Origin of the sequence: Myxococcus sp. CA056 (assembly GCF_013336715.1) — a bacterium.
In the GTDB taxonomy this organism is placed as follows: Bacteria; Myxococcota; Myxococcia; order Myxococcales; family Myxococcaceae; genus Myxococcus; species Myxococcus llanfairpwllgwyngyllgogerychwyrndrobwllllantysiliogogogochensis.
On sequence record NZ_JABUMT010000007.1, the window covers coordinates 246839 to 261245 of the forward strand.

The 14407-nt window shown below is 68.0% G+C and carries 10 protein-coding genes and 1 pseudogene; 6 read left to right on the forward strand and 5 right to left on the reverse strand.

The window, feature by feature from the left end:
* Positions 1-182: 182 nt before the first annotated feature.
* The gene (locus HUA76_RS27470; protein WP_174462501.1) at positions 183-461 is read right to left on the reverse strand and encodes a DUF2804 family protein; all 279 of its coding nucleotides are present in this window, start codon (positions 459-461) and stop codon (positions 183-185) included.
* Between the two features lie 311 nt (positions 462-772).
* Here HUA76_RS27470 and HUA76_RS27475 point away from each other — a divergent pair, with 311 nt between their 5' ends.
* The 4 genes from HUA76_RS27475 to HUA76_RS27490 all read left to right on the forward strand — a co-directional run bounded on the left by HUA76_RS27475 (position 773) and on the right by HUA76_RS27490 (position 5099).
* Entirely contained in the window at positions 773-1099 is a 327-nt protein-coding gene (locus HUA76_RS27475; RefSeq protein WP_174462502.1) for a hypothetical protein, read from the forward strand.
* Positions 1100-1457: 358 nt separating this feature from the next.
* Positions 1458-3056 carry a DNA-3-methyladenine glycosylase 2 family protein gene (locus HUA76_RS27480; RefSeq protein ID WP_254614509.1) on the forward strand — a complete coding sequence of 533 codons (1599 nt, stop codon included), beginning with the start codon at positions 1458-1460 and terminating at the stop codon, positions 3054-3056.
* Entirely contained in the window at positions 3056-3565 is a 510-nt protein-coding gene (locus HUA76_RS27485; protein ID WP_174456831.1) for a methylated-DNA--[protein]-cysteine S-methyltransferase, read from the forward strand. The genes HUA76_RS27480 and HUA76_RS27485 overlap by 1 nt, the downstream gene beginning before the upstream one ends.
* A gap of 145 nt (positions 3566-3710) precedes the next feature.
* Positions 3711-5099, forward strand: coding sequence for a hypothetical protein (locus tag HUA76_RS27490; protein WP_174462503.1), 1389 nt, complete (start codon positions 3711-3713; stop codon positions 5097-5099).
* Between the two features lie 132 nt (positions 5100-5231).
* Here the strand turns inward: HUA76_RS27490 and HUA76_RS27495 are convergent, their stop codons facing one another.
* Positions 5232-6230 carry a M28 family peptidase gene (locus tag HUA76_RS27495; RefSeq protein WP_174462563.1) on the reverse strand — a complete coding sequence of 333 codons (999 nt, stop codon included), beginning with the start codon at positions 6228-6230 and terminating at the stop codon, positions 5232-5234.
* 113 nt (positions 6231-6343) lie between these two features.
* Here HUA76_RS27495 and HUA76_RS27500 point away from each other — a divergent pair, with 113 nt between their 5' ends.
* Positions 6344-6676, forward strand: coding sequence for a hypothetical protein (locus HUA76_RS27500; RefSeq protein ID WP_174462504.1), 333 nt, complete (start codon positions 6344-6346; stop codon positions 6674-6676).
* 120 nt (positions 6677-6796) lie between these two features.
* Here HUA76_RS27500 and HUA76_RS27505 read toward each other — a convergent pair.
* A pseudogene (locus HUA76_RS27505) lies at positions 6797-7585 on the reverse strand (serine hydrolase domain-containing protein); the annotation flags it as partial.
* A gap of 104 nt (positions 7586-7689) precedes the next feature.
* Here HUA76_RS27505 and HUA76_RS27510 point away from each other — a divergent pair.
* Entirely contained in the window at positions 7690-8364 is a 675-nt protein-coding gene (locus HUA76_RS27510; RefSeq protein WP_217440272.1) for a hypothetical protein, read from the forward strand.
* On the opposite strand, the gene HUA76_RS27515 is transcribed toward HUA76_RS27510, so the two are convergent.
* Both HUA76_RS27515 and HUA76_RS27520 read right to left on the reverse strand, forming a co-directional pair.
* Positions 8348-10165 carry a hypothetical protein gene (locus HUA76_RS27515; RefSeq protein WP_174462506.1) on the reverse strand — a complete coding sequence of 606 codons (1818 nt, stop codon included), beginning with the start codon at positions 10163-10165 and terminating at the stop codon, positions 8348-8350. The two genes, HUA76_RS27510 and HUA76_RS27515, sit on opposite strands and share 17 nt — an antisense overlap.
* A gap of 18 nt (positions 10166-10183) precedes the next feature.
* Positions 10184-14407, reverse strand: coding sequence for a M4 family metallopeptidase (locus HUA76_RS27520; RefSeq protein ID WP_174462507.1), 4224 nt, complete (start codon positions 14405-14407; stop codon positions 10184-10186).

The following is a 14407-nucleotide window of genomic DNA, read 5'->3' on the forward strand; positions in this document are numbered from 1 at the left end:
AACTCCGCCCAGTTGGAATCCAGCTCATGACGTCCCCCTCGTGAGCGGGGGCAGTCGTTTGCCCACGCCATTCATTGCACAATGCCCGACTCTCAGAATGTGCTGCGCGGTAGCCACACCCAGTCCTCTGTGGGCGTCCCATCCTTCCTCGCCATGGCCTGGGGCGCCAGCGCGCTCATGGCCTACAGGGTGGACCGGTGGGGGCCGCGCGTGGACTGACTCTTGGTGACGCCAGGCACATTGGAGAGCTGGAGCGCCTTTCCACCCACGGTCACCGTGCCCTCGAAGAGCCCCATGGGCTGCTCGAACTTGCTGCGGACGAGCGCCTCCTCGCGATTCTCGGCATGGACGTAGACAGGCTGGAAACGCAGGTCCACCGAGCCATCCATTGTCGTCACCTTCCACGGCCGCATCAACTCCATGTCGCGATATTCGAAGCGCACATCAGCCAGCGGGTACATCCTGGAGACGGCCCACCTCCCCTGCAGACTGGGCAGGTCCACCTCGGCCAAATCCCCCTGGTACGTGCCGAATCGGGGCTCCCCTCCGGCGTGGCCACCGACGAGGGAACCAGCGGCAGAAGCGCGTCACGCTCAGGCGTCATCCCTCATCATTGGACGCCACCCGCCGGTGGATGTCACGTGCCCGTAAAGGACGGGCCAGGAAGTCTAACGGCCCGCCGCACCGCCCTCGCCAGCCATTGCCCCGGCATGAGAGAGGGGCGCTCGACGGCAAGCGGGGCTATGGTCGCCTCCCTCGTGCGGAGGTGCCCTTGAAGAAGTTCATGATTGCCCTCGCGGCCCTGCTCGGCGTCGCCGGACTCGTGATGGCGGTGCCTGCCATCCGCCAGTGGAGGGAGGACTGGCAGAACGACGACCGCGGACTTGAGCCGGGCGGACTCCTCGGATTCGGAATCCCAGCGAAGCCACTCCCGGGCCAGGCCACGCCCCCGTGCACCGGAGGGTCCCTGGGCATTAACGGCGGGTGCTGGGAGAAGGTGGAGTTGTGGCTCAGGGACTGCGGCTCTGTCGGCTACGTCCACGAGGGCGGGTGCTACGTGCCCGCGAAGACGGCCCAGACGCGCGTTCCGCCGGGGTAGAGCTTCGCCGCAGCCGCCCGCACGTCCGACGGACGCCCCGGTGTTCGGGAGCGACCCGAAGGGCTGCGCAGTCGAGCGCTGCTGGGGCCCCTCATTCCCTCCTCTGCAAGCCGAACGTGAATCGAGCACCGACGCCCGCCATCCCCTCGCGGGCGTTGGCCTCGGTGAAGGCGAACAGGCCCAGGCTGGCGAGGGGCATGCTCCCTCCCTCTCAACAGGGCCCCCTTCCCTCTTATGCACGCGTTGAAGTGGCCGGTTGAGCGGCGTCGGCTGAACGAAGTTGCTGAACGAAACGGACATTCATGACGATGTCCGAATCCGGCGAGTCCGCCTCCCGACGCGGTGCTAGCCTGCACTCATGTCGACGCTTGCCAACGCCACCGCGATCCCTGACGCGCACACCTGTGAGCAGGCGCGCATCACCCGCGACCCGCGTTTCGACGGGCTCTTTTTTACCGCGGTCACCAGCACCAAGATCTATTGCCGCCCCGTCTGTCCGGCGCCGATGGCCAAGCGCTTCACGTATTACGCCAGCGCAGCCGCCGCGGAAGCCGGCGGGTACCGGCCTTGCCTGCGATGTCGCCCGGAACTGTCACCCGGCGACGGCGCATGGCGTCGTGGCGATGCGCTGCTGGCGCGCGCTTTGAAACTGATCGAGCAAGGCGTTCTCGACGAACAGCCACTGTCGGCGCTCGCCGAACGCGTCGACATCGGCGAACGCCAGCTGCGTCGGCTGTTCGTCGAACGCCTCGGCGTGTCGCCAACGGGGGTGCATGGCACGCGACGCTTGTTGTTCGCCAAACAGCTGCTGACGGAAACGGCGATGCCGATCACCGAAGTCGCGCTTGCGGCCGGTTTCGGCAGCCTGCGCCGCTTCAACGCCGCCTTCCTCGAAGCCTATCGAATGGCTCCGCGCGACCTGCGCAAGCAACGAGTCGAAGTTCCCGGTGAGACCGTGACGCTGCGCCTGGGTTACCGCCCACCCTACGACTTCGTCGCGATGCTCGATTTCCTGCGCGGGCGCGCGCTGCCCGGTGTCGAGGTGGTGGATGCCACGAGTTACTCGCGAGTTTTCGGCTCGCTCGATGCGCCGGGCTGGCTGCGTGTTTCGCAATGGCCCGCATCGCATCGCCTGGCGGACGACAATGCGCTGAAGCTCGAACTGCACGGCGCGCGCCCTTCGCAGATGCTGGAGATCGTCCATCGGCTGCGACGCATGTTCGATCTCGACGCGGATCCGCGGGCCATCATCGAAGCGCTCGGCGCCGATGCGCGGCTGCGTCCGTTGCTGAAGCAGCGCGCGGGACTGCGCGTTCCCAGCGGCTGGGACGGCTTCGAGATCGCGGTGCGCGCGATCATCGGCCAACAGATCAGCGTCGCCGGCGCACGCACGCTGGCGACGCGACTTTCGCATCACTTCGGTCAGCCACTGCCCGCCCCCCTCGCGCCTGGACTCGACCACATCTTCCCCACACCCGATGCGCTGGCCGACGCCGACCTGGGTGCGATCGGCCTGACACGCGCGCGTGCGCAGACCGTACGGACCATGGCGCGCGCACTTCTGGATGGCCACGTCGACTTCAAGCCGGAGCGCACGCTGGACGATTTCACGGCGCGATGGGTCGCGTTGCCCGGCATCGGCCCGTGGACCGCGCATTACATCGCGCTGCGCGCATTGGGCCATCCCGATGCATTCCCCGCCGACGACCTGGTGCTGCAGCGCGCGGTACCCAATGATGGTTCGCGCATGACCGCGAAGGCGCTGACCGCGCGGGCGGAAGCCTGGCGTCCCTGGCGCGCCTATGGTGTGATTCATCTGTGGAAGGATTCGATGGGGCCCGCGAAGGCCACCTCCATCGCGAACGCGTCCTCCACGAACACCACGGTCAAGCCCCCGCGGTTCAAGCGCACGCCGCCCAAGAGCGCACCCGTCAAGAAGGCGAAGGTGACCGCGTAATGCAAAGCAACGTGTTCTATCGCCACATCGAAAGCCCGGTCGGGGCGTTGCTGATTGCCGGCAATGACGAGGGCCTGCGGCTGATCGAGTTCCATGCACCGCGCCACCCGATGCGTCGTAGCGAGGATTGGCACGAAGGCGACCACGCGGTACTGCGGGACACTCAGAAGCAACTGGGCGAATACTTCGCGGGCAAACGCCGCAGCTTCGAACTGCCTCTGGCGCCGCAGGGGACGCAGTTCCAGCGCCAGGTGTGGTGGGAACTCGCCAACATTCCATTTGGCGGCACGATCAGTTACGCCGAACTCGCGCTGCGCGTGGACAGACCCACGGCGACACGCGCAGTGGGCGCGGCGAATGGGCGCAATCCGATTCCCATCGTGCTGCCTTGTCATCGCGTGATCGGCGCAAACGGCAGCCTCACCGGTTTCGGCGGCGGCTTGCCGACCAAGCAGTTCCTGCTGCAGTTGGAAGGAGCGATGCCGCGCCAGGTGGATCTGTTCGCGTGATGGGGCAGAACAAGCTCCTCGCTACAAGCCCACCATCCTCCGCCGACGTGCCACACCGGTGTCGTCACACAGCTGAGACATGCCGCGTCACGCTTGCGTCAGGCACATGTGCTATCCCCCGGAATTCTTCACTTGGAGGAAACACATGAAGTTCCGCAATTTCGTACTCGCCTGTGCTCTGTCTCTCGGAGTCACTGCCTGTGGCAGCACGTCTCCCGACGAGTCGCCCGTCGTCCCTGTCGAGGAGACGGGCGTCTCCACCGCCGCGGCGACGGCCACCCGCATCTACGCGTACGAGCCCACCGGCACGCACGAACTCAGCTTCGAGACGCTGGGCACCTTCGAGACGCGCAACAACCGCCGCGTGCTCGTGATTCGTGGCACCACCAACCGCTACATCAGTGATGTCTTCAGCTTCGTGCCGGATGACGCCTTCGGCACGGCGAGCGTCATCAGCGAGCGGCGCTTCGAGGTCGTACTGGAGGAGGGCCACGAGCTGAACACGATGCTCTCCGGCCTGCCGCTGCTGGTCTCCATCGACACCTTCACGGGCTCGCCGACGCGGTACTACGCGCAGATCATCCTCGCGCCCCGCTTCTTCGACTTCCGCGGGCCGAACTCCATCTCCGTCTTCGAGAACGTCGACCCGGTCTACGTGCGCAACACGGCCGGCACCGAGGCCCTGATGTACCGCGGCCGGGTGGACTCGGCGGCCACGTCGCTCACCGTCACCGCGCCGGACGGCGTGCCGACGGTCTCCCGCGTGGACGCGGACACCTTCACCCTGGACTGGCGCTACCCGGCCGTGCACCTGGCCGTGGACCCGCACACCATTCCCCTCACCTTCACCGCCGCGCTGAACACCGGCGCCGTGGTGGACGAGACGGCGCGCCTCGTGGTGCGCGTCACCGGGCTGGCCATCAGCACCAACGACGACCCGTACAACACGTGGCCGTCCCCCGCCTGCCAGCCGGCCGTCTACAACTGCTACCACTCGAAGCCCGCGGGCACGCTGGACTTCAGCTCGTGCGGTACCTACCGCCAGGTGCAGCGCTGCACGTACGCGAGCGCCTGCGAGGTGCTCCCCGGCCAGCCGCTGTCGCTCACCGAAATTGGCTTCCCGCCCCCGGCGCACGCGCTCCAGGCGCCCGCCTCCGACGCCTCGGCCACGACGTGGTACGGGCTGGTCGGCATCGACGCGTACAGCACCCCGGAGTGCCCGGCCACCCCGGTGACCATCCAGACGGTGGTGGACCACCTCCACGAGACGACGCAGACCGTGCTGCCGTTCGATTGGGGCGTGGCCACCGACCGCGCCGGCATGGTGGTGGACAACTACTTCTTCGGCTCGAGCAGCGACCCGCTGCTGGCCGCCCTCGACACGTTCGCGGGCGGTGGCCCCATCCAGGCGTGGTTCGCCTGGGAGGAGATCCCCTGCCACAACTGCCACAGGTACGCCGAGTATGGCGTCCTGTACTACCCGAACAGCGGCAAGGTCATCTCGCTGAAGAGCTACCACGGCTACGACTGGTGATGAGCTCCCGCCCGGGCCACCCCCAGCGCCCGGGCGGTCCTCATCCAGGGAGCCGCCGCGGTCTGCGGAACCGGGCCACGCCCAGGCACCGCGAGTGGACTGACGCCGAGTTGCTCAGCAGGACGTTCGACTTCACCGCGCAGGGGAGGGGCTTCCGGCCAACGTCCTCACAGCGGCATACACCCCTTGGACAGCCTGGGCCATGCGCGCGTAGTCAAGCGTGTCCCACGTGTCCCCCGCCTCGTGGTAGCGCGGGTTCCGGAAGAACGCCGTGTCCGTCACCATGACGGCCCGGTAGCCCTGCGCCCAGAAGCTGCCGTGGTCCGAGAAGTCCACCCCCTCCAGCGCCCGGGGCGCGCTCAGCGACTCCACCGGCAAGGGGCTCGCCCCCCGCATCGCCTCCGCCACGGTGTCCGTAAGCCCGCCGTCCCCCGGCGTGCCCACCACGCCGATGAAGTGGCCCGTGTCCGGGTACTTCAGCTTCAGCGCCGCCAGTGGATACTCCTGGCTGCCCGGCACGTCCGTGAAGTGGCCCAGCATCTCCAGCGCCACCATGGCGCGCACCCGCACCCCTGCCTCCTTCAACGAGCGCGCATGCACCGCGCTGCCCATGTTCCCCGTGCGGAAGTGCGGCGGCTCCTCCAGCGTGTAGGCCACCAGGTCCACCCGCAGGAGCGGCGGCTGGCGGCCCAGCCGCGCCGCCAGGTCCAGCAGCCCCGCCACCCCGCTGGCGTTGTCGTCCGCCCCGGGCGTGCCTCGCGCCGAGTCGTAGTGCGCGCCGACCACGATGCGCTCACCGTCCTCCGGCCCGAAGCGCGCGATGACGTTGCGGTAGTCCCGGCCGTCCACCCGGAAGTGCTGCGACTCCACGTGCCCTCCCGCCTGCGCCAGGTGGCCGGCGATGTAGTCCGCCGCGCGCTCCAGGTTCTCCGGGTGCCGCGAGTCCCTCGGGTGGAACGTCTCCGACAGCATGCGCACGTGCGCCCTCAGGCGCTCCACCTCCGTTTCCGTGGCAGGGCGGTGGACCGCGGGCGCTGGGGCGGTGGCGGGCGGCTGGCCCCACCTCCACGCCAGGCCGAGGCCCGCCGCCAGCACGGCGGCCCCCACTCCCATCCACGCGCGTCTTCGCATCACGTGCTCCCTCCCGCCGGACAGGCGTCCGCAAGTGCCCGGCTATATCCAGCTTCGACCCTCCTAGCAGGGGCGAAGTTCCGAGGAGAAACGGAGCGGCTGGACAGGGAGGCATGGGGCAGGTCTTCCGCGCCTGGGACTCGGCGCTGCATCGCCACGTCGCTCTCAAGTTCATGCAGCCGCTCGAGGAGCGCTCGGGGCTGGCGCTCACCTCGCTGCTCAAGGAGGAGGGCCGGTTCGCGGGCCTGGGGCTCAGCTACCGAGGCGTGGACCTGACCTCGACCACGTCGGTGACCCAGGGCTCGGGGAACGCCATCGAAGTGAGCCGCACGGGGGACATGGCCAAGGGAATCTTCAACGAGTACTCGCTGGCCTTGGCGCTCTTCAGCCTCATGCAGCAAACCGGGGGAGTGCGGCTCCAGGGCGAGGCGAAGGTGGTGGACTGAGCGTCCGCGTCGTCGGCGAGCTCGAGCCGCCTGACGATGGCGGGCATCGCGGACCGACGGAGGCCCTTGCGAGCCCCGCCGGTCCTGTGTTCCGCGCCGGAAGGTCGGTCGAGGCTGCTGTCAGAAGAGGTCGTGCGCGGGCCATGCGCTGACGCCGTTCACGACATCCCACATGAGTTCGTCGAGGTTGATGTCGGGGGTGTTCGAGGCGGGGCTGTTGTTGGAATTGGCCATGGCGGACCAGGTGAACTCTTCGGAGCCGCTGGGCCCATGGCGGTCAGCGGTTCGCACCAACATGGCCAAGGTGCCCTGGAGGTAGCCGTTGTGCCACCAATCGGAGTCGTTGCTCACCACCCATCCCCTGGCGTAGGCGGTGGGATTTCCCGAGGGGTCGCGCGCCGTGGTGCGTGTGGTCATCGTGGTGAGTGAGGTCGTGCTCAGCAGGTCCGGGACGGTGGAGAACCCATCCGCTCTCACGGTGACGCGCAGCAAGTCGATGGGCGTGACGACCCATCCGCCATGCGCATCCATGCGACGCAGCTGCATGCCGTAGGGATTGTAGGCCCTCTTTCCGAGCTGGTGGTAGACGACCTCGTCGGGCAGACGCTCGCTCAGCGTATCGCCTCCCACGGCGAAGCTGGTGGCTCCGCTGGGTGTGAACACCTGGTCACGCATATAGGCTTCGTAGGTCATCCCCGTGACGCGTTCGATGATGCGCCCGAGGATGCTGTAGCCGAAGTTCGAATATTGGTACGTCGTCCCAGGCGCGAACTCGAGGGGCTCGCTCCGCACCACCCAGTTGATGAGTTCTTCGTGCGTCAGGCCCGCGTAGTTGGACATGGGGTCGCCCGTGCCATCGGCGCTGTTGTTGTCCCATCCGCCCGCGGTGTGCTCGAGCAGGTGCTGGAAAGAGGGACCCGGCCGCGCCCCTGTGGGCCTTCAAGGCCGCGTCCTTCTGATTCACCAGCCGCGGCTTGAGTCCCCGGCGGCGAGCAACGCGATAAGGTGCTGCGGTGCTCCTCGACGCCAAGCCTTCCAGGCCCCGGACCGCGCAGGCTCGCCTCGCGCGCCTCGCCGTACTCGTCGTGCCGGCGATGTTCCTCTCGACGTGCGCGACGGGTCTGCTCCTGTCCCTGCCCCCCGGCCCGCTGTGTGACGAGGGCATGGCGCTCTTCATGGAGGGCGGCTGCGACTGGGGGGAGAGCAACTTCTTCTTCTACACGAAGGCGAACCTGCTGCTGTGGATGAACGTGGTCCTCGCACTGAGCTTCCGGTGGCGCGCGGTCCCCACATGGCAGTTCCTGCCCCACCTCGCGGTCCTCGTGGCGGTCGGCGTCGGCATGCAAAGCGACCCGAACTGCGACACCTACTACGACCACCCGAACGGCAGCCTTGGGCAGATGGCCACGGAGGCCATCGCCTTCGCTCTTCTCGGCATGGCGCTCGCGTGGCGCTTCCGCGGTGCGCGGTATTCGACACAATTGGGGTTGCTCGTGGCGTGGAACGGGGTCCACGTCGCCGTCTTCTATGCGTGGCTGTTCGTGGCGAACCACTGGGAGTGGAGACACACGTGGTACGTCGCCGCGTCCCTGCTGACGGTCGGCGGCCTCGTAATGAAAACGGCGGCCTCCCCTTGGGGAGGCCACCGCTCTCACTGCTTCGGGCTCCGGACTACTGAGCGGTGGTGATGGTGCCCACCTCCACGTTGATTGCCTGCAGCGAGCCGGAGGCTGGCAGCGCGTGTGCCTTGAGGACGTTCAGCGGCACCACGATACCGGCCGGCGTCTCGGCGATGACCTCCACGGTCAGCGCCACGGACAGCAGCGCGCCGTCGTACGCGTGCGCCGGAGCGCCCTTCTGGTACACGCCCACGCGCAGCGTGCTGCCCTTCACGCCCGACTTGAGCAGTTGGGGCGCGGCGCCGAGCTCATAGCCACGGTTGGCCACGTACTCGGAGCCGTCCACGGTGGACCACGACGCCGTGGCCGCATCCAGCCCCAGCGTCAGGTCCGCGCCGCGGCCGGACTGGCCCGTGGGGCCCACCAGGTCCAGCACCAGCGTGTTGCCCGAAGACAGACTGGCGTTGCGAACCAGGCGCCAGCCCGCCCCCGTGGGGTCCACGTAGTTCACCGTGCCAGCAACAGGCACGGTGATGACGGAGGAGTCCTTCTTCGACGCATCCGCCACGCTGGTGGCCGTCACGGTGTACGTCCCCGGCCTGTTCGGCGCGGTGTACACACCCGTGCTGCTCACGGTGCCGTTGGCCGAACCGCCCTCGACGGCCCAGGTCACCGCGACGACGGAGGTGCCCGTCACTTCAGCCGTGAGGTTGACGACAGTCGCCTGCCCCACCGTCGCCGTCTTCGGAGTGACACTCACCTCCACCGTCGGAACGACGATGGCTTCCACGGAGAGGCTGGCCGAGTCGGACTTCGTCGGGTCCGCCACGCTGGTGGCCCTCACGACGAACGTGCCCGCGCGGCGCGGCGCCCGGTACACGCCCGTGCTGCTCACGGTGCCGTTGTCGTCTCCACCCGCCACGGACCACTGCACCGCGACGTTGTTCGTCCCAGTGACCTGCGCGGACAGGGAGAAGGAGCCATCCTGCTCCACCGTGCCCGTCTTCGGAGAGACAGCCACCGCGACCGCCTCGACGACGACAGGCTCCACCGTGATGGAGGCGGAGCCCTTCTTCGTCGGGTCCGCCACGCTGGTGGCCGTCACGGTGAACGTGCCCGTCTTGTTCGGCGCGCGGTACACGCCCGTACTGCTGACGAAGCCGTTCGCGTCGCCACCCTCCACGGACCACTGCACCGCGAGGTTGTTGGTGCCGGTGACCTCGGCCGTGAGCTGGACGACGCCATCCCAAGTGGTGGTGCCCGACGAGGGGCTCACCGTCACCGCCACCTCCCCGACGACGACAGGCTCCACCGTGACGGAGGCGGAGCCCTTCTTCGTCGGGTCCGCCACGCTGGTGGCCGTCACGGTGTACGTGCCCGCCGTGTTCGGCGCCGTGTACCGGCCCGTGCTGCTCACGGTGCCGTTCTCGTCGCCACCCTCCACGGACCACTGCACCGCGGTGATGGAGGAACCGGAGACCTCCGCCGTGAGGTCCGTGGCGGTCCCCTGGCCAATGGTCACCACCTCCGGCGTCACCTTCACGATGACCGTCGGAGTCTGGACTGCCTCCACCTTGACGGTGGCCGAGTCCTTCTTCGAGGTGTCCACCGCGTTGGTGGCCACCACGGTGTACGTGCCGGCCTCGGCCGGCGCGGTGTAGACGCCCGAGCTGCTGATGGTGCCGTGGGAGTCGCCTCCCTCCACCGACCAGAGGACGCGCGGGTCCTTCGCGTCCTTCACCGAGGCGTTGAAGGTCGCCTTCTCACCGGCCTTCACCGTGACGTTCTTCGGAGTCACCGTCACCGGCCCCGAGTCGGAGTCGGTGCAGGCCACCAGCGCCCCCATCAGGAGCGGAACAATGAGCTTCATCCACGTTTTCATTGGGGATTACCGTCCGAACTGGCTGACGAAGAGAGTGATGTCGCTGTCGTTCACGGAGTCGACGCCGTCGAGGTTCGTCTCCTCGGAGCCCTGGGTGCCGTAGTCCTGCGCGAGCAGGCCCATGTCCTCTCCGTCCACGACGTTGTCGCCATTGATGTCGCCCGTGTAGACCCGGAAGGTCGCCACGGCCTTCGCCGTCGGTACCACGACGCTCACCGCGGACACGTGGCACAGGCCACGGCCCCCCGGCGCGGCGTAGACGCCGTCCGCGCTGATGGTGCCGCAGATGCGGCCCTCCACCACGGACCAGCTCACCGCCGTGTTCACCGCGTTCGCCACGTTCGCCCGCAGAGCGACCGTTTCACCCACTGGCACCACGTGCGGTGCCACCGCGAACTCCACCGTGACGGGATGCAGCGTGAAGGGGGTGGTCGCCCTGGACCAGTTGCCGTAGGCGTCGTACGCCACCGCCTCGAGGACGTGCTCCCCCGGCGCCAGCGGAATCGGGAACAGCGGCAGCGTGTACGGCTCGGACGTGCTCCTCCCCTTCAGTGCGCCGTCCACGTAGAACTCCACGTAGGCCACGCCCGTGTCGTCGGTGACCTCGGCCCGCATCGTGTAGGTCTCGAACAGGCCCTCCACGCTGGCGGTGATGTGCGGCGCGCCCTGGTCCTGGATGGTGGAGTTGCGCACCTCGAAGCTCACCGTGCGCTCCGTCGTGTTGCCCGCCTTGTCCGTGGCCGTCGCCTTGAACTCATGCGGGCCATTGGACAGGCTCCTCGTGTCGAACGCCGTCGCGTAGACGCCATCGACGTCCGTGAACGAGCTCACCGGAGCGCCGTCCACCAGGAACGCGAGGGTGGACGTCCAAACGTTGTCGCGCACGGAGGCCCGGAGCTGCACCGTCCCGTAGCTGCCCTCGACCGCCGCGGAGAGGGTGGGGCGCTGGATGTCCGCCTGGGTCGAGGTGATCAGGTTGATGTCATCCAGGAAGAACTGGGTGACTTCGTCCGCGATCTGCGGGGCCGCCGTCTGGTCCACGTCGAAGAACAACTGCACCGTCTGGCCCCGGTACGCGGTCAGGTCGAAGCGGTGCTGGAGGTACTCCGCGTTGGTGTCATCCACGTTGGAGAGCGCCCTCAGCGTCGCCAACTCGGTGCCGGCGGAATCCCGCACCTTCGCGCTGAAGGTGTGGTGGGCCACGGCGTCGGTGAACGCACCGTTGTAGATGCGCAGCCAGAAGCTGAAGATGGCCGAGGTCGCGGTCGCCGGAATGGCCACGGACTGACGGACGGAGTGCCGCGCCGGACCCGCGTTGGTCCAGAAGACGTACATGCGGCTGCCCGTGTGCGCGAAGGACGCGTTGCTGAAGATGCCCGCCGAGCCCGACAAGGTCGTCGCCCCTGTCCAGCTCGTGGAGGTCTCGAAGCTGGGATTGAGCACGCGCTGGGTGGCGGTGGTGTCCACGTAGAACGTCACCACGGGAGAGTCCCCCGCGTTGGCGCCCGCGTCCGTGGCCCGGGCGACGAGCGTGTGCTCGCCGGCCGTCAACGTGGAGAGATTGACGACCCGGGTGAACGACTTGACCGAGTTGCCCAGGGACACGCCGTCGACGAGGAACTCCACCGCGTTGACGAAGCCGTTGTCGGACACGTCCGCGAAATAGCCCACGCGCGTGCCGGAGAAGACCACGTTGGCCCTCACCCGGGGCGCCTCGGCATCCGCCGCGCGGATGACGCGCAGCGAGAAGTCATCCAACTGGAAGCTGCTGGCGAGCGATGCGTTCTCGCTGCCCTCCACGAAGATGCGCACCGTCTGGCCCGCGAAGGCCGTCAGGTCCACGCTCTGCTGCACCCAGCCCAGCGTCGCGTCCAGGTTGGACCACGTCGCCACCGTCCCCAGCACCGTGCCGGAGGTGTCGCGCACCTGCAGCGTCAGCGTGTCGCGGACGGCGGTGGTTGTCGTCTCGGCGGTGGTGAGGTTGAGGAAGAACGTCAGCGAGGCCTGGGTGACGCCAGAGGGAATCGCGACGTCCTGCCACAGCCGGTCGACGTGCGTCGTGCCCCAGCCGTTGAGCCACACGTAGCCCTGGCCCGAGTGCGTGCCGGAGGAGACCGGGAAGTTGATGTTCTCCGGCGGGTCCGCCACCCATCCCTGGCCGGCCAGCTCGAAGCCCGGGTCGGTCAGGAGCTGCTCGAAGCTGCTGGAGACGGTGAAGCTCGCCGGAGCGGACGCGGTGGAGTTTCCGGCCGCGTCGTACGCCACAGCCACCAATTGGTGCGAGCCGTTGGACAGCGAGGTGGCGTCCAGCGGCAGTTGGTACGGCTGGGCGGAGACGTTCCCCGTCAGGGCGCCGTCGACGAAGAACTCCACGCGGGCCACGCCGACGTTGTCGTCGGCCTGCGCGTGCAGTTGGAGATCAGGCGCGCTGCCAGAGACGCTCGCGGAGACGGTGGGGGACGTGCGGTCGTCGTACGTTCCGGCGGTGTAGCCCACGTTGATGGCCGCGAAGGCGTTCTGCACCGCGCGGTACTCGTTGGACTGGGAGCCGAAGAGGTCCGCCGCGGCCTGGAGGCTGCTGGTGCGGGCCGACATGTAGTTGGACGACGGGAACAGGTAGACGGTGAGCGCGCGGTACCAGATGGCCGCCGCCTTGTCATTGCCGATGCCCCTCATGCCCGAGGCCAGGTAGGTGCTGGAGTAGTCGGTGCCGACGGACAGCGGCTGCGCGCCCTGGGACAGGAAGTAGAAGGCACGGTTCATCGGGCCGCTGCTGAAGTGTACGTCGATGTTTCCGAGGCCGGGGTACCAGGCGTCCACGCTCGCGCCGTCCAGCGACGGGCGGAACATGACGCGCAGCGGGATGTCGCTGAGCTGCTCGGCCATGAGCCAGTTGCCGCCGGTGTCTCCAATGACGCTGCCGCGGCCGTTGGCCACCCAGAACTCCGTCAGGGTGCCGAAGATGTCCGAGTTGGCCTCGTTGAGGCCGCCGGACTCGCCTTCGTAGATGAGGCCCGCCGTGTGCGAGGTGACGCCGTGGGTCATCTCGTGGCCCGTCACGTCGAGCACGCCCATGGACCGCATGCCATTGGCGGCCGGGTACGAGCCGTCGCCGTAGCTCATGCAGAAGCAGCCATCACTCCAGAAGGCGTTGTCGTAAAGGTTGCTGGCATGCACCCGGTTGTAGGTGGGCGAGCCGAAGCCGTCCACGCCGTCGCGGCCGAAGATCTTCTTGTAGAAGTCCCACGTCGTCAGCAGGCCGTAGTGCGCGTCGACGGCGGCGGTCTGACCGTTGGTGCTCAGGGTGTTGTTGGCGCCGACGATGTAGTTCTGGCCGTCGCCCCAGGTGTTGTCGGCGTCCGTGTAGAGGGTCAACGTGGGGATGACGCCGTTCTGCACGGCGGCGTGGTTGACGTCATAGGTCCGGATGCCCTCGCCGCCGGCGCGCGTGACGTCGCGCAGCTCGAAGAGGCCCTGGGCGTTCTGGAAGACGTCCAACGGCACGTCACCGCTGTATTGCGAGCGGCCGAGGCCCTTGGCCGCGGCCGTCTGGAGCGAGTTCCACTTCTTCAGCACGTCGCCCGAGTGCGCGTCGATGATGAAGTCCGTGTGCTTGACGCCGTCCTTCGCGTTCTCCAGCTCGGTGTGCACGTGGTACGCGAGCCGGTAACCCATGACCTGCGTGTCGAAGTCCGCCGCGTTCTGCTTCGCGACGGGCTTGCCGGGATAGCGGTTCACGAGCCGCGTCTGGGGGTAGACGATGAGCTCACTCTTCGGCGCGGCACCGAACTCACCCTTGGGCGCCAGTTCCTGGGTGGCCTTCGTCACCGCGGACTTCGCGTCCAGCGTGGGCGTCACGTCCAGGCGGATGCCCTTGCGCAGACCCTCACTGGTGATGCGGAGGTCCCCCACGGACAGTCCCTGGTGGGTGATGGCCAGGGCGCCCCATACGGGTACGCCCTGGTATGTCTGCGCGAAGCGCGCGTGCGTCTGACCAAAGCGGTCCGTGCTGGAGCTGGACAGTTGGAAGCCGTCCCGCGAGCCGAGCCCGAGTTGGAGGCTTTGCGCCTTGAGGGTTGACAGGGATTCCGCGACACGGGCGGGTTCCCGGACCTGGAGTTGCGTCAGCGTGAGTGGTGAAACAGGGGTGAGTTTCTCAGCCGCGAGGGATGAGCTCGCCGAGAAAAGACCGGCGAGGAGCAGAGGCCACCGGGGCCACGGCTTGGACAT

Bases quoted from the DNA above. Each gene is read 5' to 3' on its own strand.
- HUA76_RS27470 (WP_174462501.1), bottom strand. From the start codon at position 461: ATGTACCCGCTGGCTGATGTGCGCTTCGAATATCGCGACATGGAGTTG.
- HUA76_RS27480 (WP_254614509.1), top strand. From the start codon at position 1,458: ATGTCGACGCTTGCCAACGCCACCGCGATCCCTGACGCGCACACCTGT.
- HUA76_RS27485 (WP_174456831.1), top strand. From the start codon at position 3,056: ATGCAAAGCAACGTGTTCTATCGCCACATCGAAAGCCCGGTCGGGGCG.
- HUA76_RS27490 (WP_174462503.1), top strand. From the start codon at position 3,711: ATGAAGTTCCGCAATTTCGTACTCGCCTGTGCTCTGTCTCTCGGAGTC.
- HUA76_RS27495 (WP_174462563.1), bottom strand. From the start codon at position 6,230: ATGCGAAGACGCGCGTGGATGGGAGTGGGGGCCGCCGTGCTGGCGGCG.
- HUA76_RS27500 (WP_174462504.1), top strand. From the start codon at position 6,344: ATGGGGCAGGTCTTCCGCGCCTGGGACTCGGCGCTGCATCGCCACGTC.
- HUA76_RS27515 (WP_174462506.1), bottom strand. From the start codon at position 10,165: ATGAAGCTCATTGTTCCGCTCCTGATGGGGGCGCTGGTGGCCTGCACC.
- HUA76_RS27520 (WP_174462507.1), bottom strand. From the start codon at position 14,407: ATGTCCAAGCCGTGGCCCCGGTGGCCTCTGCTCCTCGCCGGTCTTTTC.